We start from the raw sequence: 25,483 nt of genomic DNA on the forward strand, positions 1-25,483 counted from the left end.
GCCTTCAACTTCACTTTTCACGTGAGGTTGAAGGCTTTGTATTTTATAAACCACGCTGTATAAATCGGTCTGCGTTTTTTACACTGGACCACAGATCAGAGCTTGCTCCGCCCGGATACCAGTAGGGGAAGCCAGCAAGCCCAGCATCCTGTCCCAAGCGATACTTACGAGTGAAGGATCGTCCTTCCTCGAGCCACAGCTTATGAAGCTGCGTGTCTTTGTAAGACACGGTATACTGCTGAATATCATCATTCCAGATTGGTTTGGAGCCGTAACGAGATACTAGCTGGTTTTGCTGATCTAATGAAATATCAGAGGAAGCGATTGATTGCCCGCTAGCGTTAAGCGTCCAGTTCCGTGTAAATAATGGCAACGCCAAGATCGCTTTCTCCGGATAGGTGGTTTGTACAAAACGCCGCACGCTTTCACGGAGCCATGGCAGTGAGGACACAGAGCCGGGGATCGAGCTACCTCCCCAATGCTCGTCATATCCCATCAGGATCAGATAGTCTGCCGCAGCGCCAAGCTGTTTATAATCAAACGCGGCAGTCCAGTCCGTTCCGTAATCAGGGGATACACAAAACGCCAGTACCGTATTCTGACTCTTCAACTTAGCTTTTAATTGTTGGACGAACAATGTTAAATTGGCGCGATCCTGACCATCTACATTTTCAAAATCAATGACAAGTCCGTTCAAACTGTACACAGATACGGCATTAGCAAGCTGAGTTATGGTTGTATTTCGTAGATCCTCACTGGACAGAATTTGATGCGTCAGTGCCAGGTTGGAACGGTTGCCTACCATCGCCCAGATATTTTTATGATGCTGTTTGGACCAGGCAAGCAGCGACGAATTGGTATAATCGCTGATAATACCTGTTTCATTTAGAAAAAACCAACGTGGTGACAGGGTGTTGATGTTGGATTGGAGCACCGTATTTTCAAATTGCTGAACGGTTTGATCATATTGCCAGCCTAGTCGGATGGAAGAAGCGGTGGAAGCAGTTTGGTTAGCATGCTTTGTTGAATACGTTAGCAGACGCTCCAGCAATGCCGCTGTTTCTTCGCGGGTTAGAGAGGATGCTGGATGAAAATAGTTACTTTCACCTTTCATAAAGCCGTAACGATTTACGGTGGTTACCGCATCAAGAGCCCAATCTGCAATTTCCCCAGTATCTGTGAAGGAGGAAGTAGCATTTCCTGATCCGCCCGAAGAGCGGATGAGACGTGCGATCATCAAGGCCGCTTCTTGACGGGTTATAGGACTATTAGGTTGAAATGTCGCAGACGTTCCCCCCTGAACGATATTGAGTTGAGAAGCTGCTTCAATCCATCCATAGTACCACGTCTTTTTGGCAACATCTCGGTAGGAAGAAACGGCCGCTTGTACAGGCTCCAGACCGAGTGTACGGTCCAGTGCGGTAACCCATTCGGCTCTGGTAACAGCCTTTTTAGGAGAGAAGTAACCAGGTTGTGTACCGTTCAAAATTCCTTTAGCGTGCAGGGAAATAATAGACTGATAGGCATAGCTGTGTGCAATATCTTGGAACGTAGCACCGGATGCTGCTGCTGGAGCAGCTAAATATGAAGTGAATGTTGTGAATATTGTGATGGCTGCAGTTGCTGAAAGGGTGAGCCTGGTTAACCAACGTGATCGTTTGGAACTCATACCAAATAACCTTCTTTTTTATGATAGATTGTAGATTCATATATCGTTACTCGACGAATAATACTATCAAAAAGAGGAAAGTTATTCATTGCTAAATTGCTGGAAAAACACCAAAAAACCCGCTACCTATGCGGCAACGGGTTTGATATTGGATAAACTATGCTTTTTTGGCATACATAATACCGATAGTCTGTGGACCACAATGACTGGAAATGACACAGCCTGCTGTCGTTAGCAGTACCTCTTGTGCGTTCGTTTCTTCTTTCAAACGAGCTTGCAACATCAGCGCATCTTCCTCGGCCAAAGCGTGCACGACAATAATGATATCGTTATCCATCTGATCTCGTTGATTCAGAGCGTTTTGCAGCATCTGATCCAGTGCTTTTTCACGTTTGCCGCGGACTTTGTAGGCAGGCGTCATTTTTCCGTCAATCACTTTGATCACCGGACGAATTTTGAGCAGACTGCCGATCAGGTTTTGCATGCCTGAGCATCTTCCGCCTTTATACAGGTATTCAAGTGTATCAATGACAAATTCCGTGTCTATTAACGGCCTGGTTTTCGTCAACATGTCTACAATCTGCTCTATCGTATTGCCGTTGGCTGCCGCACGAGCAGCTTTCATCACAAGCAGGCCAAAGCCGCACGACAAATTCAAGGAATCAAAAACCGTAATGCGGCCTTCCGGAAATTCGGAGGCAGCGAGTAGCGCATTCTGGTACGTCGATGATAGCTCGGAAGACAGACTGATATATAAAATGTCGTCCCCTTGTTCTATGTAGGGCGCAAAGGCTTGAATAAAATCCGACGGAGAAGGTGCGGCGGTACGCGGTAAATGTCCTTCGCGGCTTACACGTTGAAATAATTGTTCTGGGTGAATGTTTACACCATCCTGCAATGCCTCATCATCAAATACTGTATACAATGGCACAATACTAATTTCGTACTGTTGACGCCAGTGAGCAGGAATATCACTGGTACTGTCGGCAAAAATTTTAATTTTGTTCATACATTGAATCCTCTCTGTGTGATGCAGAAAAATTATAAAGATTGCACGGAGGAAGGATAGATATCCGCTGTGCTATTCGGAACGGAAAGACCGATGGCAAGAAGTGCAATAAAGCCCACAATAATAAGTGCATTAATGATTAAGCCTGTAATAGCAAAGGTTTTCTTACGGTTTTTTAACGCAATTCCAATGATACCGACCACAAGTCCGCTACAATTCAGCAACAGGCTGCCTAAAAAAATAAAAGGAAGCAGTACCGTTCCGGTTTGCTGCAGAGCGACTTCCGGGTTCATCGTTTGGTATTGGCCGAAATGAGCCAGCAGATTAATAACCATAATAGCCAGAATAATATATCCGATCAGGCTGACAAGCGACATAATAAAAGAAGCAATTCCGGGACCGGAATGTTTGAGCTTGACCGGAGGCTGGAACACAGGAGTTTCTGAAAAAACAGGGTGCTCCTCAGGCGCAGCAGGCTTTTGCAAATTAGGATCTTGGGTACTCATTTTTTCAACTCCTTGAACATAGTCCGAACAGGTACTAATTTTCCACAAAATAAACAAAAAAGCAAGCCACCCTACACATTACCCTTCAAAAGACAGGGTCTAATCATCCAATTCTGTATGCGGTCTGTTCACACACGCTGGCTGGTAAACTTCATACGGTTTCGATAAAATAAGAAGAACATTCGGTTAAAAGGATGAGATGAAAAGGAGTACACAAACATGCAACGAAAATGGATATTTGTGGGATCTATAATGATGATGTTGGCGGTAGCCATTGGAGCGTTCGGGGCACATATTGTGAAAGCCCGGATCGACGCGGATGCTTTGGCCGTGTATGAAACAGGTGTGAAATATCATATGATTCACGCTGTCGGTTTGCTGATCATTGCGTTGGCTGCTGGACAGTGGGGTTCTTCCAACCGTTTGAGATGGGCAGCGCGTCTGTTATTAACGGGTATCATTTTGTTTTCCGGCAGCTTGTATGTACTAAGTTTGACCGGAATCCGTGTGCTGGGGGCTATCACCCCATTAGGAGGCGTATGCTTTATTGCAGGATGGATATTGCTGGCATGGGCTGCCATGGGTCTGAAGAAAGAGGATTAGAGTTCTTTTCGGATAATGCAAAAAAAGAGAATGGGTAAGAAAGACGTCATGTTTTTCCTGCCCATTCTCTTTTTTTATGCTTCGTTTTTTTATGAAGTATTTACATTTACGATGTGATTTCATCGATCTCATTCATTTTAAAGGAGTACACTTGCTTCTCATCTACATGATACACACTCAGCAGGCTATTATCATGATCCAGATTGAGGATGCGGCAAGGGATGCTACGCTGTCCGCCATAGCGGTTCACGATTAACCGTACAAGCGTATTATCTTGTATATAGCGTTTGATCCATTCATACGTACTAAGTTCTTGTTGTGTTGCAGGCTTTGGCTGTACGTGGGATTGTTTGATCTCTTGAACGACTGGCGGCTTGTTCGTAACTGCGGCTGACTTCTTTTTGGAGAACTTTTCCGCGAGCGTAGCGGCTGCATCAGATGGGCTATTCACGGCTGACTGTTTTTTTAGATACAGTGCAGCTTCAATTAAATTGCCAAGTTCGATACCAGATTGAATCCGGCTATCCGCAATGTGTTCGTTTTGGCTCAAGAGATTAAGCAGGAACTGAAGGGCCTCTACATTCGAACGGCCTTTAACTAATACATCTACATTAAATAAATAACTGGTTTCGTCTTGATTTGATTCCTTTTTCATACATCCTCCAGCCCAAGCCATGGGTAATTAGTCTTTTATAGTACCTATCAATATATCATTAAAATGTAATCTATCATAGTGCCTAAGGCCCTGTTGTTGGATATTAACAAAAATAAAATCTATATAAAGCCCTATGTGTAAAATTTTAATGGAGTACACTGGAATTGTACATTTTTTGCATGTGTATACGAATGAGGAAAGTATGTGAGCACCAGATATAGATAAGCAAAGCCAGAGTTACATATACAGAGAATAAAGGAGGTAGGGGGTGAAATCAAGTAGTTTAAATTTTAAATATATTACAGTGGGAAAATATAACGAAGCAGTATCATCCATCCAGAAGAAAAGTAAAATCCCCCTTAACGAAAGGGGGATGGGGCATATCAAAAACATGATATATTATAGTAATCGCAATTAAAGTAAATTTTATTTTCGATTAAACTCATACATTTCACCTACAAGCACTTCGTTGATGGCATGCCTGAAATCTTCCTTTGTTGGGGATTCGGCCGCTTCCTTTAATATAGAAAAAAAGTTTTTAGGATCATACAGACGAAGTGGGGAAAAGAAGGGTCCATGTGTCAATGGCCAATCGCCCTCAACAGTAGAGGCGATTTTAAGAAGAATGTCTGAACTACAGACGTTCACCTCAGCTTTCCAGGGCCCTGCCGACCATTCATGGCTAAATTCTACGGGGCCGTTTGGTTCACTTAGTACACAAAACATTTCAATGTCCGAGAAAGGGCCGTCAGTACCTTTGGCAACAGATCCATAGATCCCTTTAGCCAGAATTTTGTCTCTGTATACTTCATGTAACCTCGCAGCTATTTCGTGGCAAGTCTGAAGTCTCTCACTTCGAGAAATGTTGACAGGTCCATTCATGTCCATTAGTGATCTCCCTCGATTTCCTACGGTCTAAGTGACTTGTCCAATTTACGGATTTGCCATTCAGCGAGGGTTTAATTTCACTTGTGAGCCCTTGCCGCCCGTCTGGATTCCAGTATCCTTCACTCCGGCTTCCTTCAGATCGACTAGTAGCCGCTCTAGTACCGCTTTGGCGACAGGTGCTTCTTTTGCACCAGACGCTTTAACGACCAACTGCACCGGTTTGCCGGAACGCAGATGTTTGTCTGCCTGACGCAGCTTCGTGTCGTAATCATGCTCCTCAATATGAGCAGTGAAGCGAAGCTCCTTGACCTTTTCTTTGCCGCTGTTTTTTGCGGTTCGGCCGACATTCGTTTTGCTTGCTGCGGCTTCTTTTTGCGCAATCGCTTTTCCTTTGCCCTTTGCGACCAAGCTACAGGGTGGTGGACTGCTCATCAGTGAGGTGCAGACCAGGTCCACCCCTTTGGATCGGGCCATAGCCAAGGCTTCTGACTTCGAGATAACGCCGAGCTTCTCCCCTGCGAGTCCAGTGAGTACCACTTCGTCAGCTTTAATTTGCTCGTTGATTAATACTGCCACGTAAATGTAGCCTCCCTTAAACAATGATAAAGCTATCATATACGGAACCCGTTTGCGATTCAATTTTAGATTTATCCGTATTGACAAAAGTCACTAAGCCCTATAATCTTTTACTGATAATGATTATCATTTTCCAATGTAATATACATACAGGGGTGATTGAGAGAAATGAAAAAGATGTTGAATAGCCTATTATTATTTGTAGTTTTTACTATTGTATTGGCGGGCTGCGGTGCAGCTGGGGATAGCTCGAAGACGGAAGGTACTGCAGGGTCTGAGCAGACATCCACAACGGCTGGTCCGGTTACGGTTAAGGACGACCACGGGGAAGTCAAGCTGGACAAGCCAGCGGAACGTGTCGTTGTACTCGAATGGACGTTTACCGAGGACCTCATTGCACTTGGCGTGCAGCCTGTCGGCAATGCGGACAATGAAAACTACAAGCTGTGGGTAACACCGGAGGCAAAGCTGGCTGATACCGTAACTGATATCGGCACACGGGGCGAACCGAATCTAGAAGCGATTGCAGCGCTCAAGCCGGATCTTATTATCTCTAACGCCGATAACAATGCAGCGATCTATGCACAGCTTAAGGGGATTGCACCGACGATAGAATTCGATCCTTACAAGGGGAACGGCTATGATTACGACCGTATGGTCGAAATTTTCAAGCAAGTCGCTGTGGCTACCGGAAAAACGGAACAGGCTGATAAGGTCCTAAGCGAACTTGACCAGCACTATGTAGATGCAAAGGCTACATTGGAGAAGGCAGGCAAAGCAGACTTTCACTATGCGCTGACACAAGCCTTTACAGCTCAAAATGCTGCCAGTCTGCGAATGTTCAAAGAAAATTCAGTTGTAGTGGGAACGCTTGCGAAAATCGGCATGGTGAACGACTGGAAGTCGGACAAGACCGAGAAATACGGGTTTAGCACCGTTGGCATTGAAGCTCTTCCAGCTGTGCAGGACAGCAATTTTATCTATATTACGCAAAAGACGGACGATGTATTTGGAGCCGCGATGAAGAACAACTCGGTATGGAACGGACTGAACTTTGTCAAAGAAAAACGGACCTACCCACTGGACGGTACAACATGGACGTTCGGCGGCCCAATCTCATCCAAAGTGCTGGTTGATCAAGTAGTCGGAGCTCTGACGAAATGACCCGAACAGGCACAACGGGTTTATCGAAGACTTGGCGTGTAGGAAGCATTTTTGGGGGCGGATTGATCGTCCTCATCGTGCTTTTTTTTGTAAGCTTGTGTTATGGAGAGGCTTCAATCCCGCTGCATACAGTAATTGAGGCGTTGACCCAGCGTCAGAATACGCTCGATCATAACATGGTGTGGGATCTCCGAATGCCGCGTACGGTCATCGGAATCCTAGCAGGTGGTGCGCTGGCCATCGCCGGTGCTCTGCTCCAGGCCATCACCAAAAATCCGCTGGCGGCTTCTGATACACTAGGAATTAACGCCGGTGCCTACTTTGTGGTCGTCCTTGGCGCGGTGATGTTTCCCGGATTGCTGCATCAGGCGCCGTTTCTATTTGCCGCTGTCGGCGGCCTGCTTGCAGCGGTGCTGGCTTACTTCATGGGCGGGGGACGATCTGGAAGTCCAATTCGGTTGGCGCTTGCCGGCTTGATTGTATCCATGGTTCTCGGTTCGTTTACCGGAGCTTTGCATATCTTTTATTCATTTGAAACGCAGGGACTGTTTCTCTGGGGTTCTGGCTCGCTTGTGCAAAACGACTGGAGCGGGACGACTTACGCCTGGCCCTGGGTCGTAGGACTCTCGATCATTGCCGTTCTGCTGTCAAGGCAGTTTGATGTTCTGGATCTGGATGAGTCCACATCCACGTCGCTCGGACAAAAGGTTAGCTTGACCCGGGCGGTGGGAATTGTATTGGCTGTACTGCTGTCGACCATTACAGTCAGTGTCATTGGACCCATTGGTTTTGTGGGTCTGGTAGCTCCGCATTTGGTTCGCTTAAGCGGTCTAAAAATGCATCGTTGGGTGCTGCCTGGTTCCTTCCTGTGGGGGGCATTACTGTTGACTGGCGCTGACGTGCTGGCGAAAATGGTCCACCAATCAAGCATGGATCTGCCGACCGGAGCAATGATGGCCTTGATTGGGGCTCCTTGGTTAATTTGGTTGATTCTGTGGAAAATGAAGCTACCTTCTGGTATTAGTGGACAATCTTCCATGAACATAGGTGTGCGCTCTCGGAAATTACCGTATGGCAGGCTGGTCATGTTGCTTGGGTGCGGTGCCGTGCTGTTGACCGTATTCAGCCTGATGTTTGGAGGAATGCGAATTCCGGTCGGCGATCTATTGTCCGGCCTGTTCGGCGGTGAGAACGCAAATTCGGCCTTGCTGCAGTTTAGAATTCCGCGCACGCTGGTGGCAGCCGGGGCTGGTATCGCGCTTGCGGTCAGCGGTGTCTTGATCCAATTAGCTGTTCGTAATCCCTTAGCGGATGCCTCGATCATCGGTGTTTCTTCAGGGGCTGGTTTCGGCGCGCTTGCAGTGATTATCGTTTGGCCTGGGCTGCCTGTTTATATGCTGCCCATCGCGGCGATTGCCGGAGCGATGGTGTCAGCGGCGGTGATCTTCTTTTTATCATGGAACAAGCACCTAAACCCGTCTGTGGTCATCCTACTTGGGATTGCCGTATCAGCGATCGGAGCAGCTGGCATTCAGATACTGATTATCCAAGGCTCGCTTTGGGGCAGCACAGGCTATATTTGGCTGACGGGTAGTACCTACGCTCGAAACTGGGGGCAGGTGGCGACGATTCTGGCTTTTCTGCTCGTATTGTTGCCAATAGCCTGGTGGCTAGCTCGCCGCTTCGATCTTTTGGTGTTTGACGATAGCAGCGCCATGGGACTGGGACTTCCGGTGCGCCGAACCCGGCTGCTGGCCATGGCAGTGGGTGTGCTGCTGGCGGGCGGAGCGGTGGCCTGTGTGGGTACAGTTGGCTTCATCGGGCTGATTGCCCCGCATATCGTGCGTACGTTGATTGGGCACCATGTACGCCGCTCCATTGTTCTGTCGAGCATCTTGGGAGCGGTAATGCTGGTGCTGGCTGATACGATTGGCCGGACAGTGCTTGCGCCGACCGAAATTCCTTCTGGATTGCTGATCGCACTGATCGGTGCACCGTATTTCCTGTACTTGATGTATCGCTCCAATAAGAGTAAGTCAGTGTAGTTGAATATGTACACAAACAGGCTGTTTCCCAGCGGATTTTCTGTGGGGAAGCAGCCTTTATTATTAATTCTTCTACGTAGTTATTGGGCTTTATATTTACAAATCTAATAAAATAGATATAATATTTTATATGGAACCGTCATTGATTTATAAAGCATTGTCAAACGAAACTCGTCGTCTAATTATGCTGTGGTTAAAAAAACCAGAAGAGTTTTTTGATGAACAGGCTTATCTAAAGCAAGGGCTTAATTTTCAAATTGGTGTATGTGTGGGAGATATACAGGCTAAAGCGGGACTTGCGCAGTCTGTGATTTCAAGTTATTTATTAACGATGCAAAAATCCGGTTTGTTAGAGTCTGAGCGTATTGGGAAGTGGACGTACTATCGTCGGAATGAAAGAACAATCCGGGAATTTGCAGAGTACGTTCAAAAGGAACTATAAACAGAAAGGAGGTTTTTTTTTACATAATATATCTACAAATCTATATATATAATTAAATTGGAGGCTTATACTTAAAATGAAAAAGGTTAACCCGTTACTTATTATCATTCTGGCTTTAGGCGTATTCGGCATTATTACAACGGAAATGGGGATTATAGGTGTTCTCCCCCAAGTAACTCAAAAATTCAATGTATCAGCTGCCCAGGCTGGTTGGCTCGTCAGTATTTTTTCTTTAGTTGTAGCCATTTCAGGTCCGTTCTTGACCTTACTCGTTTCCGGCATGAATCGTAAAGTCATTCTATTAACCGCTGTATTCAGTTTTGTCATTTCCAATATTGTCTATGCCTATACCACTCATTTTGAGGTCATGCTCATTTTTCGTGTTCTTCCTGCTATTTTTCATCCTGTCTTTTTTTCGGTCGCTCTCGTGACTGCATCTCATCTTGTCCCCCGTGAAAAGAGTAGTAAAGCAGTCACCAAGGTTTTCGCTGGAATTACAGTAGGATTTGCTTTTGGCGTGCCTTTGACTTCTTATCTTGCCGAAAAGATATCGTTAGAAGCTGCTTTCTTATTTGGTGCTGTCGTAAGCATGATTGCATTTGTAGGAATACTCGTATGGCTTCCTTCCCTGCCAGTTCAGGAAAAGATGTCTTATGGCAAACAGCTTGGTATATTACGTAAACCTCAATTATGGTTCAACATTGTGACTGTTATTTTTATCTTTGCAGCTATGTTTTCGGTGTATAGCTACTTTGCCGAATATCTTGGAGAAGTAACTCTTATGAACGGGTCATGGATCAGTATGATGTTGATGGTCTTTGGAATCGTCATGATTTTTGGAAACTTTTCATTTGGAGGATTATTACATAAAAATCTGATTAAGACCGTCATCATGTTCCCATTGCTATATATGGTCATTTACGTATTCACTTATGCTCTGGGGGCTTCTTTCCTACCAATGATTGTGGTTGTGCTCATTTGGGGGACCGTGCATTCCGGGGGGCTAATTATTAGTCAAACATGGTTAACCACTGAAGCGAAAGAAGCTCCAGAGTTTGGAAACAGCCTGTTTGTCTCATTTTCTAATCTAGGTATTACGATGGGAGCTGCTATAGGCGGCTGGTTTATCTCTCACTTGGGAATACACCAGCTCATCTGGAGCGGACTGATGTTTGCACTGCTAGCGTTTTTATCTATGATTATAAAAATAAAAATATTCAATTCGAATGCAGCGGAAGCCAACGTGCGTTAAAATATGGAGAGACATTAGAAGAGTACTCTACAAGATGACCATAAAATGATGCATGGGGTGATGTTGATTGCATATCGTATGGACTTCGATCTTAATGACATTCGTAATCGTTAGCGGGATCTTGGCGTTGCTCATCTGGGGAGTGATATCCTTAATCAAGCGCTTTCGCTAAACGCAATGAGGAGTAGACATCTCTAAGTATTAGAAATTATATTATCTATGGGGAGGTATCTGATGAATATTCGAATGTATCACGATCTGGAGGCTCAATTGGAAGAAGTGATTTGGGCTCTTGGAGAGGAAGCAGCTCTTACACTCCCCATAGATAGCGATATGGCCGAGGAAAAGGCACAGAAGGCTTGGGATCTAATCCCTGAGCCTAAGCATAAATGGGGCATTACAGGTGTAACTTTGCATCAGTATGTTCAAATACTCAACTATAACAGCCATATGCAGCGATCAGTAGAGCTTTTAAATGAGGAGATTTTAGATTTAGAAGGTTCAGGGTACCGAATCATACATGCAGAGCCTTACATTCAAATGGCGGAAACGCTTCTTCTTCAGAGCAAGCCTGGATTAGCTCATAAATATCTCAAGAAGGCATACTCGATTGGGGGCGCACGGGCATTTCGGGATCAGCCCAAGCTTTATCTCGAAATGGCGAAAAGTAAAGCTCTGGATGAACAGGATGTATTACTTCAATTTGCGGCGTTAGATGTGAATGCCAAACTTCTAAGCGATTTAAAGGATAATGAATAACCAATGTAATGGCCTCATACAGTCTGAGATAAAATGCTGATCTGGATACGACGGAAAATGGGTTTCAATATTATTTATGGGGAGGACCAATGCATTGAAATTAAAAGAAGTGCTCTTAGGCACCCACAGTTTCGAAGCGATAAAAGCTTTTTACGGCTCTCTCTTGGATTTGCAGGTTGTGGAGGAGAACCCTTCGCGGTTGTCTTTTCAAGTAGGGGAATCGGTTCTTGCTTTTCAGGAATCTTCTCACATGGAAAATGAATTTTATCATATTGCGGTTACGATTCCAACGAATAAATTCATAGAAGCAAAACAGTGGATAATCGACCGTGGGATTTCATTGATTTCAAGACCCCAAGAAGATGAGTTTTTTTTCGAAAACTGGAATGCAACAGCGCTTTACTTCTATGATCCGGATCATAACCTTGTCGAGTTCATTGCTCACCATACACTCAACAACGCAGTCACTGAAGCTTTCGGGCCCCACTCTCTACTTCGTATAAGCGAGATCGGTCTTCCTGTCGATGATGTCTCCGAAGTATCTAGGATAATCGCCGAAACGTTCCAACTTCATTCATGGGGAGGGGCTGGACAGAAATTCGCGCCGCTAGGGGATGTAGAAGGATCATTTATAGTCATAGACAAGCAACGGCCTTGGTTTCCTGATGATAGGCTTCCGGTCGTATTTAACACCAGAGTCTTGTTCGAAGCTCCATGCTCTGCCAGTCTTTCGCTTCACAATGGTTTGTATGAATTGAGATCAAACTGATTTAGGGCTTCCCCGGATTTCTGGAATAAAGCTTGCACAAGGGGGAAATCCGGGGGGCCATAATACATTCAGGAGAGAATATATGAATATTAGACTACTTGATTCAAATGAAAAATATCCATTAGAGCTCTTGTTACTAGCTGATCCTTCGCACCAACTTGTTGAGGAATACTTAAAAAGAGGGCAGTGTTATGTAGCAGAGATTGACCATCATATTGTTGGGGTCTATGTTCTTTTACCTACAAGACCTGAAACAGTTGAGTTAGTGAATATAGCAGTATCAGAAGGTATGCATGGTAAAGGAATAGGCAGACAATTAGTAACACATGCAATTGAAACAGCTAGGGCACAAGGTTATAAAACGATGGAAATGGGCACAGGAAACTCTAGCATTGGGCAGTTAGCTCTCTACCAAAAATGTGGGTTCAGAATTGTCGGTGTAGATCTAGATTTCTTTGTCAGACATAACTATCTAGAAGAAATTTATGAGAATGGCATACAGTGTAGAGATATGATTCGTATGTCTCAGGATTTATAGAGCTTAATTTCTTTGCAAACCCTTCAAAGGTATCTTAAGTAAGGTTCTGAAAGGTATATGATATTGTGCCAAAAGATGGTACAATAAATTGCGGAAAGGCTATACAATCATTGGATTGCAATAGTCCTCTTTTTAATGAGTTGATATCCTAACAAGTTCCTGATAAGGGGTGGTTACTTTTGTACAACACAACCACGATACTCACAGAGATAACAAAACATATGAAAGATAATGATTTAATACTAAGTGATTTAGCTAGAGAGGCAGAAATGAATCCGGGCACCATGAGCAGTATTATTAATGGGAACCGCACACTTTCAGTGGATCAGCTAGACCGAATTACAAAAGCAATGGGGCATCCCGTTGGCTATTACTACGAACGGTATGTGTCTGAGTATTTAACAGAGGCTAATCCGAATTGGCGTCGAATGAGTCCTTTTATACATAATTGTGCGAAATTGAACAAACTGGACTGCATTCATGATGTGGTCAATCTATTAATGGATAAGTTGGGCTATTCAGAATCCTTATTTGAGCTTGCTGAAGAATTATTTCATGAAAAGATGTACCAAGCGGCAGCCATACTTTATGAAAATGTAGCTGTAAGTGAGAAAAAACAATACTCAGAACGTCTGGCTATGTGTCAGTACCGCTTGTTCCATACGAGGCAAGGAGACAATCAAGAGAAAAACTATGAAGCGGCAGTTCAATTTGAAATATATGTTGAACGACTAGATGAGATAGATCAGTTAGAAGCGTTAAAAGATTTGGCGAATACATACCGTTCGTTACGTAAATGGGACAAAGTAGAATTGTTCGCTAAAGCTTTGGGAGACAAAGCTAAAATTCAATACAAATTGGAACAACAGCGGCACCATGTGAAAAAAGAAAATTCAAAGAAACCAAGTTTTCCTCTGTTTGCTTATTGGGCATTTTCTCATTTACTTCGGGCACAAGCATATGACGAGAGGAAAGACTATGAAAAGGGACTTCATCATATCAAAAAATATGCTGATTTAAGCTGGGTTACGGATACAGATGAAGAAACATTGAAATGGAAGTATAAATATGAGGATTGGGCAGTAGTAAATACGTATGTAAATAAGCTTCTTTCAGGCGAAGAGAGCGTAATTCCCGAGTATGTAGCTTATATTTCTTCAAGAAAAGATGAGGTTCTTCCCGCACTTGATAATATCCTTGAGGCGGCAAATCGATACCATTTTGATGTAGATGATATTTTAGAGCAATTCGAGGAGGATATTTTATCTTATTTGGAACAACAAAAAATCGAAGGCTTTTATACTCAACGATTTATAACAGAGCGTTTTATACATTTTTCTAAGGAATTATCAGTCTACTTTTTGACTAAAGGAAGATTTTCTGATGGCTTTAAATTTTTATTAAATTGTTTGGGAAAATCTACATTAATCAATAATAAATCATATATAATCAAATGTATGAGGCTGTTTGAGTCTTATCAGGAGCATGCATCATTTGAGACGAAGACAGCTTACAGAAATTTGATTAATGAGGTGGATCAAGATGAAGCGTAAAATAATTCTGACCTTTTTAGCAACCAGCTTTATGTTAGTAGCGATAGTTACTGCCCCTTTACTTTTTCATGGTCAAGAACATGGCTATCAACCGAGTCACCATGGCGAAATGTAATTCTTTCTAACAGGAAAAGATACTTGATATTTAATTCAATTAAATGGGTCGGAATATTAAACCAAATGGATAATGGAACAGGTTAGATGGAATGATCCGTCTAGCCTTTTTATTTCCTGTTTTGCTGTATTTAAGCAATATGAGGAAATCTTCTTTTGAGAAATTTATGTAAAAGGTGTAAAAATGTAATGTGTGCTGTTGTAAACAACTAAAGGGTATATGGCTTTGTTCTAAAAGACGGTACAATTATGGGTGAAAAAGTATTTTTTCCAACTGTTTCTCTATTACATGGTTTAACTATGTATCATATGCCGAGTCTACGTTGAAAGGGTGGTTTATTCATGGAAATCACACTTACGATTGCAGCAGAATTAAAGCAATACCTAATACAAAAAGGCTTGAGTATGACTGAGTTTGGACACATCATTGATTTGAATGTAGGTACGGTTAGCAGTATTGTTACTGGAAATCGTATTTTATCCGTTAACCAATTGGATCGCATTACTGCCGGAATGGAATTGCCACCAGACTATTTTTATGAACGTTACATTGAGGAGTGTATCTTAGAAGAAACGCTCAACTGGCGGAGAATTAGCCCTTTTTTGTACCGATGCGTGGAGCTTGGCCGACTTGATTGCTTGCAGTGCGTTGTATTTCTGTTGCTGGATAACCCAATCTATCCTCCGTTACTCTTTGAAGTAGCCGAGAATATTTACAGAGATGGTTACAAGGAAGCAGCGGCGTTTCTTTATGAAAATGTGAGCGAGAGTGAAAGGCAGCAACATTCAGAGCGATTGGCAGTGTGCCAGTATCGATTGTTTACGATTCGTATTGGAAACGATCAAGAAAAAAGCTATGATGCAGCCGTTCAATTCGAGCCTTACATTGAACGGTTAGATGAGGTAGATCAGTTAGAGGCGTTAAAAGAACTGGCGAATACATACCGCTCATTACGAAAATGGGACAAATTAGAATTATTCGCTAAAGCTCTTGGAGATAAGGCTAAAATTCAATACAATCTGGAACAAAAGCGGCATCATACGAATAAAGACAATTCGAAGAAACCCAAATTTCCTTTGTTTGCGTATTGGGCATTCTCGCATTTACTTCGGGCAGAAGCTTGTGAAGGAAGGAAAGACTACGAGCAAGCACTTCGGCACACTTATGCTTACGCCGATTTGAGTTGGGTGAATGCTACAGATGAAACTGCTTTGAAGTGGAAGAGGCAATATGAAGACTGGGCAGTAGTAAATACATATGTAAATAAGCTTCTTTCTGGTGATAAAAGCGTTCTTCTCAATTATGTAAATTATATTTCTTCAAGAAAAGAGGAAGTTCTTCCCGCACTTGATAATATGCTTGAAGCGGCAAATCGATATCATTTTGATGTAGATGATATTTTAATGCAATTTGAAGGAGAAATCATCTCCTTTCTGGAACAGAAAAAAGTGGAAGATTTGTATACTCAACGCTTCATAACGGAGCGATATACTGATTTCTCAAGGGAATTGGCGATCTATCTTTTGCGTAAGGGGAGGTTCTCAGATGGCTTCACATTTTTGTTGAGCTGTTTGGAAAAGTCTGCTGAAGCTAATAATAGAATACAAGCAATCAGATGTATGAGGTTGTTTACACATTTTAAAGAACATGCATCTGCTCATACGAGGGCAGTCTACGGAAATCTAATTAAAGTGGTTAATGAAGATGAAGAGTAAGTTGATTCCACCCTCCTAGTATCCAGTTTTATGTCAGTAGCATTAGTAATTATGATCCAACTGGACAATATGGAGGAATGTTGGAATAAAATAGTCTCAATTTTAAGATCACAATAGACCTAGAAAATTAACTATGATCAAGAGGTTAGATGGAATTATACGTCTAGCCTTTTTCATATCGTTTGTTTTGCTCTACATAAATAAGCTTCTAGAAGTGACTTAGCTTGGACTTTTATCTGTCAAATGCTTATTCGATCATTGGAAGAATATACAATGTAGAAAGTAGTATTTTAATAACAAGACATATTGCCTATTTCCTCCATTTCCCTTATGATAATTGCACTACTATCAAAGAAGGAGATACATATGAAGAAAGCTATTTTACTATTATTGATGTTTGCTATCTTAATTCCATCACAAGTATTAGCAGCAAAAGCTACAAAAGCTATGTCAACAAGTGAAATCGAAAAAATATACTTTGAGGATTACAAAGGCCATGTCAAAGAAATTAGAATTGCACAGAAACATCTAAATGCTGTTCTGGGGGCAGAAGTTCGTGAGCTAACTCAGAAATTAAGTCAAGCATCAGCACGCTATAAAAACGAAGTGAAAAATAAATCAAGTAAAGCGGTAATAGCTCAAGCCAAGGCTGAATGCGATAAATTAAAGAAGCAGCTCAGCGTGGCGAAGGTGGAACTAAGTAAAAGTATTAAAAATTACAAAAAAGAAAGCGAACAAGCATTAAAAGATATTGCAAATCAGAAAGCAGAGCTTATAAAATTCATTAAGAACCACACAGCAGGAAAAGATAAACTTACGGAGTCTCAATTTAACCAACAGGTTAATGGAGATATTAAGTCGATTAATGGCTCATTTACCGGCATTTTAAAAATGTTGACGGAAGCTAAATAATGGTGAGTAAAGGCAGCAGGTATCACCTGTTGTCTTTTTAATTTAGGCTTAGAATGGAAGTTTTTGTTGCAGACTTTGGATTGCTGTGGAATGGAGGCAAAGAGGATATATGGATATGGATGAAATAAATTTGTTCGTTTTTATATAATGAAGTACGATTAGCGAGGAGAAAAATTTATGAATCGTAAGTTTTTTATCATGGCTTTGATAAGGGGTATTTTCGGGTATTTCCCTTGTGGGCTGGGAGTTGCAGTTTTATTGGAGGCTTATAGCAGATATAGTCTAAGAGGTTTTTTAATTGGAGCTACATTTTTCCTTATCGGGGGATTGGTGCTTTATTTCACAAGACGCCATGAATCATCAGATTGGTTACTATAGATAAAATAAATATTTCATTACAAGGAGTATATGATGTTATCACCCAAACAAGAAGAGAGCCTTAGTAAATTTATGAGTAAAATTCTTAGGCATACACCAGAACAGTTTGGAATTAAGTTGGATCATGAAGGTTATTGTCACGTGCATGACTTAATTTCAGCAATTAAGTCAGAGAATAGATGGTCGGATATAGGAGAAGCAGGAATTGATCAAGTCGTAACTAATTGTCCAAAGAAGCGATACCACATGGTAAATGGATACATACGAGCGAACTACGGGCACAGTGCAGGAAGATTAGATTACAAAGAATCCATTCCGCCAACTGCTCTTTATCACGGAACAAATAGCAAAGTAGTTGATAAAATTATTACCGAGGGAATTAAACCAATGGGGAGAAAGTATGTTCATCTATCTGAGACACTTGAATTTGCAACATTGGCAGGTAAGAGACGTGGTGAATTAGTCATTCTTGAAGTCGATACAGTAAAAGCGCTGGATAATAATGTGAAGTTCTATATCGCTAACAATGGTGTTTGGCTTGCCGATTTTGTGCCTCCACAATATTTCAAAAAAATTTAACACTGATATTTTTGTTTATATTAAAAAGAGGCTTTATACAATACTTTTGACATAGTAAATCCGTTTATATCAGTCCATTTGTCACATAATATAAAAGGAAATCTCAGGATAACAGGTGGATATCCCTAAACATCTCCTTCTGATAAGATTATTTCCATCTAAATTAAAATGGACGTGATCAATTGGGGAGAATATTGGTTCCACCTGACAAGCTTATGGAAGTGGCTGACCAGTTTTTGCATGGTAAACACGAAATGGAACGTATGTTGAATTTACTGAATGGAAGAATTGATTTTGTCCAACAAGGTTGGTCTGGTGCTACCCGAGAGAGGTTTTTCCAAGATTTTCAGGTCTCTAGACAATCCATGGGCGTGACACTTGAACGACTTTCTACGGTTGCACAAGAACTCATTTTTATTTCAAAAAACTTCACACAGGTAGATGGAGAAAAAGTTGTACTGGATGTGCCAGGGAATGGTGTGCCTGTTAAAACGGCATCAAGCGGCGAAGGTTGGCTACATAAAATTTTTGAACAGATCGGAAAAGCGGAGATCACCAAGGCTGAAGCCCAGATGGAAGCTAGCAAGCTTCAAGGAGAAATTCTGTGGGATACTGCTCAGGGAGCAAAAGGAGCTATTCAGGAAGATTTAACCTTGGGAATGCTGCCCGACAAAGACCGTGACTATGATCATCCTATGGCTGCTAAAGTAGGTGAAATTCTCGGTCACGTAGCTACGACATTGCAGGGAGCTGGTGAGGTAATCGTTGGAACAGGTGGAGAAGGATTATCAGTTGCTGTTTCATCCACAGGAGTTGGTAGTATTATCGGAATACCTGGATTGATTGGCTCAGCAGCTTTAGCGGCACATGGAGGAACAACCGCAGTTAAAAGTGCAAGCGGAATAGGGAAGAGCTCAGCGGAATTGTGGCAGATGATGAAGGGAGAAGGTGTACCTTCTTATGGGAAAAAATCTGTTCCAGCAGGTCCTTATCGTGAAGTTGACAGTTACCCTGTAAAAGTAAAACACGGAGATCAGGAGAAGCATATTGTTGGGACGCCCAACTACAAACAAGACTTAGCCAATGGTAAGAACAAGAGTATTTTCTATGGTGATAACAAAACCGCACAAGAATTACTTGATAGTTATTCTGGAAAAGGTGCTATGTTTAAAGCAGGGGGAGAAAGGATTGATTTCGGAAAACCTATCGGGAAATATTATAATAGAGATACTGGTATGTTCGAAGAAACAACAAAAGGAATTATTCATTACAGTAAAGATGGCGCACATATTGTACCAGCAGCGCCTTAAACCAAGGAGGAATATATGGGATATGATTCTTTGATTAAAGCCATTCTTTCAGTACCGAAAGAAGAATTAACTATTCAGTGGGGAAGTGGATTAAAGATTATTGGTACTAGGGACACCATTTATGAAACAAACAATGGTTTAGATGAAGATGATAATGAATTCATTGAATATGATGCTGCGGTTATTGAAGTTAAAAAGATAGTATCTAAGCCGATTAACGACGAAGGAAGTATATATAATTGGTTACAAAAAGGAAAGAGCCCCTTTATTGAAATTTCTCTCCATAACGATCCTCCCAGCATGATAACATCTACTGATGGATCTATTATTTGGAAATATGAATAACTCTGGGAAATCCTCAATTGTGTATTTTTCACTCAATCGAGGCTAGATGGGATTATCCATCTAGCCTTTTTGGTTTGTATGGGTACCACATAAATTGTAAGCACGACAGAGTATATAGTCCCCTATGGTCTAACATTCGTTATAAAGTAGTAAGATGCCATTACACCTAAGAAAATTAAAACAATTGCGCTACACGCGATGTAGGTTACACGAATCATGGAAATTTAAAGCAGCATCCAGAGTGGTCTCATGAACATGTTTTTGAATGGAAAGAAAGATGGGGCATTTAAAAGAGTTAACAAGAAGTAGGAGGGACTTTTTTGGAATACAATGAATTGGTGGAACGTTTTGAAATGGGGGAAGAGTTTCAGTTCTCCTATAAAAATGATAGCTATTGGATTAGCCAGAATGAAGAAGGGTACTTTCTTACTCGTGAAAGAGACAGTTTTTCGCAGTCGTTTGAAACAGCAAGAGAGTTGTTTATTCTTGGGAAGATTGATGATAAGACTATTTTAGAGTTGTGGGATAACATAGACATTTGAAAAAGTACTATTTGAGCCTACTCCTTAATAATAAAAACGGGAGTGGGCCTTTTACATAGTTAGTCAAACTGAATAAAGGAGGATGACATTTACAAACACCTTGCTTCAAACGAAGGTGCGTCAAATTCAAATTACCATGCTCCAATATCAAACATTACAAGTTGTTGAGCTAGGATAAGGGAGTCAAGCAGATGAACAAAATGCCCATCTAAAAGATATTACCGATATTGTTAAGGAACTCGGTATCACGAAACAACAGCTACATAACTATAAAAAACTCCTAAAGTTGATTCCTGAGTTACAGGGTATGTTTGAAGATCAGGAGTTGAAAGCGATGACTATAAGCTTTTGGTCATAGGTATAAAGTTATCTTATTTCACATAACAATTAGGAATTAAGTTCGTTTTCCATAAATCGGAATAATGTTACTATGTCATAACGAACTCAAACAGAGGTATATTATGACAACAATTAAAGTGACACCTGAGCAGCTTATGACTGCCTCCAAGCAGTTTGAGTTAGCACAGCAAACGGCAACTCAAATGAATAGTAATTTAGTACAACAAATTTCATCTATGGGGCAATTGTGGGAAGGACTGACTAAAGAGCACTTTTACTATTCCTTCCAAACCTCTCAGAAGAATATGAATGACTTTGTTACCTTGACGGATTCTATTGCTAGGGAATTACGTCACCATGCAGATAAATTCAGATTAGCAGATCTGATGGAAGCAGGTAACATTGACGCAAGTTGTTTACCACCTCCACCGAATTCATGTGCTGTTCCTGCTCCAGATACACGGAATGCGTTCCAAAAATCAGTAGATAGCTTAACTGAACTAGGTCAGGATTTTGTAGACGCTAACTCAGTACGCTATGAGAAAAAGTTTAATTCAGTCTGGAGCTTTCTAGATTATATGTCATATGGTATTCCAAAAGGAATGTACCAAGGGTACATGGAACGGGCAGCTAAACAAAACGATTCATGGAATGACATGCTCAATTTCGGTACCTTTGGAGTAACGGGTACGATTCAAGGGGCGTTTAATCCAAACAATGCCTGGTCAAAGGAACACTGGGCTAATATGATCGGTACAGCAGGATTGTTTGGAGGAGTTAGTTCGGTAATCAAACCTAAAATTGGGATTGGTAGTACAATAAAGTTAAACGGTGAAGTTAGACCATTTCCCAAAGGCCATGATCTAGATTTGAAATTGTGGGAAGAGATGCCTGTAAGCGGTCAGAGAAGGTTAACACCAGATGGATTAAAAATTATGAATGTTAGTGAAATAAAAGCTTTTAAAAAAGAAATGAATGCTATTGATGTAAAAGTTATAATTGATAAAAAGGGCGCTATACTTCCAGAAGAAGCTGTGGGTGGCTTTAATCCTAGTACAGGACAGATTGTTATACGACCAGATGCTTCCTATCTAAGTGCAATTCACGAATCTTACCATGCAAAACACTTTGGAGAACTTGGAAAAGAAACATATATGAATTTATCCACTATAGCTAAAGAAGAGTATGTTTATAATGAAATCATCAAAAATAAAGACAAATTTAATTCCTCAGAAATATACGAAGCACAGAGATACATTTATAAAGTGAGAAACGGACAGTGGCCTCTGTCTAATTGGAAAGGGTATGAAGAATAATGGATGAAAAAGTGGATACTAAATTAACAGCTACTCAAGCTAGAAAAATTGCTCAGGATTATCAAGAAAAATATAAGTTATATGGTGTAATACATGATGACACTGAGCAGTCCGTCAAATTTTACCCGGAATTCTACAGGGTTGAGGGTGCTGCATGGTTAGTTTTAGCTGATATCACACCAAAGAGTTATGAAGGTGATGATGAGATTACTTTTGTTGTCTCGGATAGAGATGGGGTTGTGGATCATGTACTTGATCATAATGGACTACCACAGCGTTATCATGTACCTAGCAATAGAGATTATACAGATGAAGAGTTTGAAGCTATTTTTAATGATGAAGAAGAGTAAGTTGCTTTACAATACCAGCGTCATATAGTCAGTGTTAAGCTTGCTCCTTTAATAATAAAAATGGGAGTGAGCTTTTTTATAGTTATCCAATCTGAATGAAGGAAACTGTGATTTTTAATATACCTTGCTTCAAAATAAGGTGGGTCAAATTCAATTCACCATGTTCCAATATCAATCATGATCAAACTGGAATAGTGACAAAGGAAATAATTGCAAAAAAGGAGATGCACAATGAAGCGAAGGTAAAGTGGTTTGCTCTAAATGCTAGTCGAAGAATTACAAGGACAATACATATAACCGTGATCTTGTTCCAAAAGTAGAAGTGATTGAATGAAGTACGAAGTGCTAGGTAATTCCTAGATTTAAGATGAGTAAATAATTTGAGATCGGCAATTTGATATTGTTTATTTGTCTTAGAAAGTCTTATTGTTGGACAGAGAAAAGGGAGTGTAATGGAAACGCGGCTTCTGGAAATTGGAGTAGTCTGTCTTGTGCTAGTGATTTTGTTTTGATCTTTGATAACTGTATTAATGATATACACAATAGGTGGAACTTTCTTTGTTTCGGGAGAAAGCATTATCTTTGTATACGCTCAACTGCGTAATTATCACATAGTTTGCTCAATTACGACAATACTTAGGGTCAGTTTAGGTGAACGGAATTAATATTGAGAATTGTGGAACTTGATGTTATTTCGTCTATCTATCAGGATTTAAAGTTGTTTGTTGTATGCTTTTTTGGGAATAGATAAAATCAGCGGGAGTATTTTTATAGATGAAAAGCGTCAATAATTTGTAAAAATTGTATATTTACCTTTGGTTAAAGGTATTTATGCAATGAACAGAAAGGAGAAATTTTGACATAAACAACAAGGCAAAGGATTACTTTTCAGATGTACTAACTGAACATATCCACAAATGGCAACGTGGAGATATTATTACAATAGAAGCTGGCTGGATTGTTTGGAGGAGTCAGCTCAGATAGTTAGAATGGAGATGTTCTTTTGGAGATTATGAAGTTAGACGATATTATTAAAACACCCAATAAAGGAATCATTTTAATTGGAACAAATATTGGATTAGATAAGCAGGATCATACGAATCTGAAAAGTTTGATAGGTTCAAAAATACAAGTAGATAAGGTAGATGGGACAAAATGTGAACTGGACGTATTGGATATTAGCCTTTCTTTTTCCATTGCTAACCTTCCACTCATTGGTATTAGTGTAAAGGATTCAGAAAATATTAAAGATATAAAAAAGGGAACACAAGTAGTGCAATTACTATAGATCTATAATGTATTGCGATTTTCATAAAATAAATTAAGCATCTGAAAAAGTGGAGTATGCGAATCGCATACTCCTATCTTTACTTATAGTGTTGTAAATATAAACAAAGAACATACGCCTACAAAAAAAATTAACAGCAAAAGCGAAAAGGAAATTGTACTGAATTTTGCCAAAGTTAAGAGGCCCCTCCAGCTGTAGTTATTCACCAGGATATTTTGAATGTATCCACGGGCGTCCACACTTACCCGGAAATGCTGCATAAAATATCCCGGGTGAACAAAGAGGAGGTGCATGTAATAACCATGATACACATGGAATCCGTACAAGTGGGTGAGCATACATTTATCGGAGTCGAGGTCAAACTGCCTAAAACAACGCTGTTGACGATCTCCAACTCCCGTGGTTACATCATGTGTGGTGCACTGGATGTTGGACTGCTCAATGAGCGGCTGGCGGATCGGAAAATTCTTGCTGCACGAGCTGTGGGGGTAAAAACGCTGAAAGAATTGTTGGAAGCGCCGATGGAATCGGTGACGACAGAAGCGGAGCAACTGGGGATTAAGCCAGGTATGCCAGGATACGAAGCATTATTGAAACTGGTGTAATAAAGCCTATGTGCACATGTTGTATAAAAGTAGAGGAACAAGAACAGAAAAAAACCGGACTTTTTGGCTCCGGTTTTTTTCTATGAAAAGTTTTATTCTATCGAGAAGAATTCTTTGAATTATATACGAACTATATGATCTGCAAGAACAATTATTCGGCAAACAAATGGGTCAGGTTCTCGCTAAAGGGTGCTTGTACAATCCCTTTTTCGGTAATGATGGCGGTAATGTACTCATGAGGTGTAACGTCGAATGCTGGGTTGTAGACTTTGATGCCCTGCGGGGCGGTCCTTTTACCAAAGCTTTCGGTAACTTCCTCCGCAGAACGCTCTTCAATCGGAATATCTGCGCCTGTTGCGGTCTGCAAATCAATGGTAGATAGTGGCGAAGCGACATAAAAAGGAATGCCATGCGCCTTCGCTAGCACAGCTAGGCTATAGGTGCCGATTTTGTTGGCCACATCTCCATTAGCAGCGACTCTATCTGTGCCGACAATAACGGCCTGTACCCATCCTTTGGACATCACCATGCCCGCCATATTGTCACAGAGCAGGGTGACATCAATGCCTGCCTGCTGAAGCTCGAAAGCGGTCAGGCGCGCCCCCTGCAGCACGGGGCGGGTTTCGTCGGCAAATACTTTGAGGTGAATGCCGTTCTCCTGCGCAAGGTACATCGGCGCGAGCGCTGTTCCGTATTTCGCTGTCGCCAATCCGCCTGCATTGCAGTGAGTAAGTACGCCCATCCCGTCCTCGAACAGAGGTAAAGCATGGATGCCGATCTGGCGACATACTTCCTCATCCTCTGCCTGAATGGCTGTGGCTTCACGCTCCAGCCCGGCATTCCAGTCTTTGACCTGACCTCCGCTAGCTTCAATGATGAGTTCCCCAGCCCGCTTCTTCATGCGGTCCAAGGCCCAGAACAGGTTCACTGCCGTCGGGCGTGAAGTAGCCAAATGTCCGCACACGGCGTGTACATGCTGCAGCCACCCAGCGGCGTCGGTGCCGTCGTAGGCGGTAGCTCCTAGCACAACGCCGTAGGCCGCAGCCATCCCGATAGCGGGCGCACCACGTACCTTCATGGCATGTATGCCATCCCATACTTCCTCGGCCGTGAATAAATCCAGCATGACAATCGTTTCGGGCAGTAGACGCTGATCCAACATAGACAAACGGTTGCCTTTCCACACCAGCGAAGATAGAGCCTGACTGGGCACTGTAGCTTTCCCAGAGGTTACGGGCGACGATTCTTTCTTTTCACTCAT

The 25,483-nt window shown here is 41.7% G+C and carries 26 protein-coding genes and 1 pseudogene; 20 read left to right on the forward strand and 7 right to left on the reverse strand.

Features of this window, described 5'->3' with window-relative positions; genetic code table 11:
- Nucleotides 1-43: 43 nt before the first annotated feature.
- From GRP75_RS06285 to GRP75_RS06295, 3 genes are all read right to left on the reverse strand, one after another.
- The gene (locus tag GRP75_RS06285) at nucleotides 44-1,669 is read right to left on the reverse strand and encodes an S-layer homology domain-containing protein (protein ID WP_160788863.1); all 1,626 of its coding nucleotides are present in this window, start codon (nucleotides 1,667-1,669) and stop codon (nucleotides 44-46) included.
- A gap of 157 nt (nucleotides 1,670-1,826) precedes the next feature.
- Nucleotides 1,827-2,678, reverse strand: a complete 852-nt coding sequence (locus tag GRP75_RS06290; protein WP_160788864.1) for a DegV family protein — start codon at nucleotides 2,676-2,678, stop codon at nucleotides 1,827-1,829.
- Between the two features lie 32 nt (nucleotides 2,679-2,710).
- Nucleotides 2,711-3,184 (reverse strand): hypothetical protein, encoded by a 474-nt coding sequence (locus GRP75_RS06295; protein WP_023987849.1) that lies wholly within the window; start codon nucleotides 3,182-3,184, stop codon nucleotides 2,711-2,713.
- A 219-nt stretch (nucleotides 3,185-3,403) separates the two neighbouring features.
- Between GRP75_RS06295 and GRP75_RS06300 the strand changes: the two genes are divergently transcribed.
- A complete protein-coding gene (locus tag GRP75_RS06300) occupies nucleotides 3,404-3,787 on the forward strand; it encodes a DUF423 domain-containing protein (RefSeq protein ID WP_071640103.1) in 384 nt (127 codons plus the stop codon).
- Nucleotides 3,788-3,893: 106 nt separating this feature from the next.
- On the opposite strand, the gene GRP75_RS06305 is transcribed toward GRP75_RS06300, so the two are convergent.
- The 3 genes and pseudogenes from GRP75_RS06305 to infC all read right to left on the reverse strand — a co-directional run bounded on the left by GRP75_RS06305 (nucleotide 3,894) and on the right by infC (nucleotide 5,906).
- Nucleotides 3,894-4,442 carry a hypothetical protein gene (locus tag GRP75_RS06305; RefSeq protein ID WP_071640104.1) on the reverse strand — a complete coding sequence of 183 codons (549 nt, stop codon included), beginning with the start codon at nucleotides 4,440-4,442 and terminating at the stop codon, nucleotides 3,894-3,896.
- 438 nt (nucleotides 4,443-4,880) lie between these two features.
- A pseudogene (locus tag GRP75_RS06310) lies at nucleotides 4,881-5,330 on the reverse strand (kanamycin nucleotidyltransferase C-terminal domain-containing protein); the annotation flags it as partial.
- 60 nt (nucleotides 5,331-5,390) lie between these two features.
- Nucleotides 5,391-5,906: a translation initiation factor IF-3 gene (gene infC, locus GRP75_RS06315; protein WP_160788865.1), complete on the reverse strand. Its 516-nt coding sequence runs from the start codon at nucleotides 5,904-5,906 to the stop codon at nucleotides 5,391-5,393.
- A 168-nt stretch (nucleotides 5,907-6,074) separates the two neighbouring features.
- On the opposite strand from infC, the gene GRP75_RS06320 reads away from it, so the two are divergent.
- The 19 genes from GRP75_RS06320 (at nucleotide 6,075) to GRP75_RS06410 (ending at nucleotide 24,222) form a co-directional block, all read left to right on the forward strand.
- On the forward strand, nucleotides 6,075-7,070 hold the full coding sequence (locus tag GRP75_RS06320; RefSeq protein WP_023987856.1) for an ABC transporter substrate-binding protein: 996 nt from the start codon (nucleotides 6,075-6,077) through the stop codon (nucleotides 7,068-7,070).
- Nucleotides 7,067-9,115, forward strand: a complete 2,049-nt coding sequence (locus tag GRP75_RS06325; protein WP_160788866.1) for an iron ABC transporter permease — start codon at nucleotides 7,067-7,069, stop codon at nucleotides 9,113-9,115. The genes GRP75_RS06320 and GRP75_RS06325 overlap by 4 nt, the downstream gene beginning before the upstream one ends.
- Nucleotides 9,116-9,245: 130 nt before the next feature.
- Nucleotides 9,246-9,557: an ArsR/SmtB family transcription factor gene (locus GRP75_RS06330; RefSeq protein WP_160788867.1), complete on the forward strand. Its 312-nt coding sequence runs from the start codon at nucleotides 9,246-9,248 to the stop codon at nucleotides 9,555-9,557.
- A gap of 76 nt (nucleotides 9,558-9,633) precedes the next feature.
- Nucleotides 9,634-10,809 (forward strand): MFS transporter, encoded by a 1,176-nt coding sequence (locus GRP75_RS06335; protein WP_160788868.1) that lies wholly within the window; start codon nucleotides 9,634-9,636, stop codon nucleotides 10,807-10,809.
- Nucleotides 10,810-11,043: 234 nt separating this feature from the next.
- A complete protein-coding gene (locus GRP75_RS06340; RefSeq protein ID WP_160788869.1) occupies nucleotides 11,044-11,568 on the forward strand; it encodes a hypothetical protein in 525 nt (174 codons plus the stop codon).
- Between the two features lie 94 nt (nucleotides 11,569-11,662).
- Nucleotides 11,663-12,337, forward strand: coding sequence for a VOC family protein (locus GRP75_RS06345; RefSeq protein WP_160788870.1), 675 nt, complete (start codon nucleotides 11,663-11,665; stop codon nucleotides 12,335-12,337).
- Nucleotides 12,338-12,419: 82 nt separating this feature from the next.
- The gene (locus GRP75_RS06350; protein WP_160788871.1) at nucleotides 12,420-12,875 is read left to right on the forward strand and encodes a GNAT family N-acetyltransferase; all 456 of its coding nucleotides are present in this window, start codon (nucleotides 12,420-12,422) and stop codon (nucleotides 12,873-12,875) included.
- A gap of 179 nt (nucleotides 12,876-13,054) precedes the next feature.
- Nucleotides 13,055-14,428, forward strand: coding sequence for a helix-turn-helix domain-containing protein (locus tag GRP75_RS06355; protein ID WP_160788872.1), 1,374 nt, complete (start codon nucleotides 13,055-13,057; stop codon nucleotides 14,426-14,428).
- Nucleotides 14,429-14,884: 456 nt separating this feature from the next.
- Nucleotides 14,885-16,258: a helix-turn-helix domain-containing protein gene (locus GRP75_RS06360; RefSeq protein ID WP_068940157.1), complete on the forward strand. Its 1,374-nt coding sequence runs from the start codon at nucleotides 14,885-14,887 to the stop codon at nucleotides 16,256-16,258.
- Between the two features lie 366 nt (nucleotides 16,259-16,624).
- Nucleotides 16,625-17,170, forward strand: coding sequence for a hypothetical protein (locus GRP75_RS29550; RefSeq protein WP_237448942.1), 546 nt, complete (start codon nucleotides 16,625-16,627; stop codon nucleotides 17,168-17,170).
- 177 nt (nucleotides 17,171-17,347) lie between these two features.
- On the forward strand, nucleotides 17,348-17,548 hold the full coding sequence (locus GRP75_RS06370) for a hypothetical protein (RefSeq protein ID WP_160788873.1): 201 nt from the start codon (nucleotides 17,348-17,350) through the stop codon (nucleotides 17,546-17,548).
- A gap of 33 nt (nucleotides 17,549-17,581) precedes the next feature.
- The gene (locus GRP75_RS06375) at nucleotides 17,582-18,127 is read left to right on the forward strand and encodes an RNA 2'-phosphotransferase (RefSeq protein WP_160788881.1); all 546 of its coding nucleotides are present in this window, start codon (nucleotides 17,582-17,584) and stop codon (nucleotides 18,125-18,127) included.
- A gap of 182 nt (nucleotides 18,128-18,309) precedes the next feature.
- Entirely contained in the window at nucleotides 18,310-19,437 is a 1,128-nt protein-coding gene (locus tag GRP75_RS06380) for a polymorphic toxin type 50 domain-containing protein (protein WP_160788874.1), read from the forward strand.
- Between the two features lie 15 nt (nucleotides 19,438-19,452).
- Entirely contained in the window at nucleotides 19,453-19,782 is a 330-nt protein-coding gene (locus GRP75_RS06385) for a hypothetical protein (RefSeq protein ID WP_013309519.1), read from the forward strand.
- A gap of 320 nt (nucleotides 19,783-20,102) precedes the next feature.
- The gene (locus GRP75_RS06390; protein ID WP_160788875.1) at nucleotides 20,103-20,324 is read left to right on the forward strand and encodes a hypothetical protein; all 222 of its coding nucleotides are present in this window, start codon (nucleotides 20,103-20,105) and stop codon (nucleotides 20,322-20,324) included.
- Nucleotides 20,325-20,785: 461 nt separating this feature from the next.
- Nucleotides 20,786-21,979 carry a WXG100 family type VII secretion target gene (locus GRP75_RS06395; RefSeq protein WP_160788876.1) on the forward strand — a complete coding sequence of 398 codons (1,194 nt, stop codon included), beginning with the start codon at nucleotides 20,786-20,788 and terminating at the stop codon, nucleotides 21,977-21,979.
- Complete coding sequence (locus tag GRP75_RS06400) at nucleotides 21,979-22,329, forward strand: hypothetical protein (RefSeq protein ID WP_049828507.1); 351 nt, start codon at nucleotides 21,979-21,981, stop codon at nucleotides 22,327-22,329. Before GRP75_RS06395 ends, GRP75_RS06400 begins: the two co-directional genes overlap by 1 nt.
- 1,012 nt (nucleotides 22,330-23,341) lie before the next feature.
- Nucleotides 23,342-23,617, forward strand: a complete 276-nt coding sequence (locus GRP75_RS06405) for a hypothetical protein (RefSeq protein WP_231517285.1) — start codon at nucleotides 23,342-23,344, stop codon at nucleotides 23,615-23,617.
- A 302-nt stretch (nucleotides 23,618-23,919) separates the two neighbouring features.
- A complete protein-coding gene (locus tag GRP75_RS06410; protein WP_023987881.1) occupies nucleotides 23,920-24,222 on the forward strand; it encodes a YunC family protein in 303 nt (100 codons plus the stop codon).
- 151 nt (nucleotides 24,223-24,373) lie between these two features.
- On the opposite strand, the gene mtnA is transcribed toward GRP75_RS06410, so the two are convergent.
- Nucleotides 24,374-25,483 carry an S-methyl-5-thioribose-1-phosphate isomerase gene (gene mtnA / locus GRP75_RS06415; protein WP_160788877.1) on the reverse strand — a complete coding sequence of 370 codons (1,110 nt, stop codon included), beginning with the start codon at nucleotides 25,481-25,483 and terminating at the stop codon, nucleotides 24,374-24,376.

The sequence above is a fragment of the Paenibacillus sp. OT2-17 genome (assembly GCF_009827695.1).
Lineage (GTDB): Bacteria > Bacillota > Bacilli > Paenibacillales > Paenibacillaceae > Paenibacillus > Paenibacillus polymyxa_B.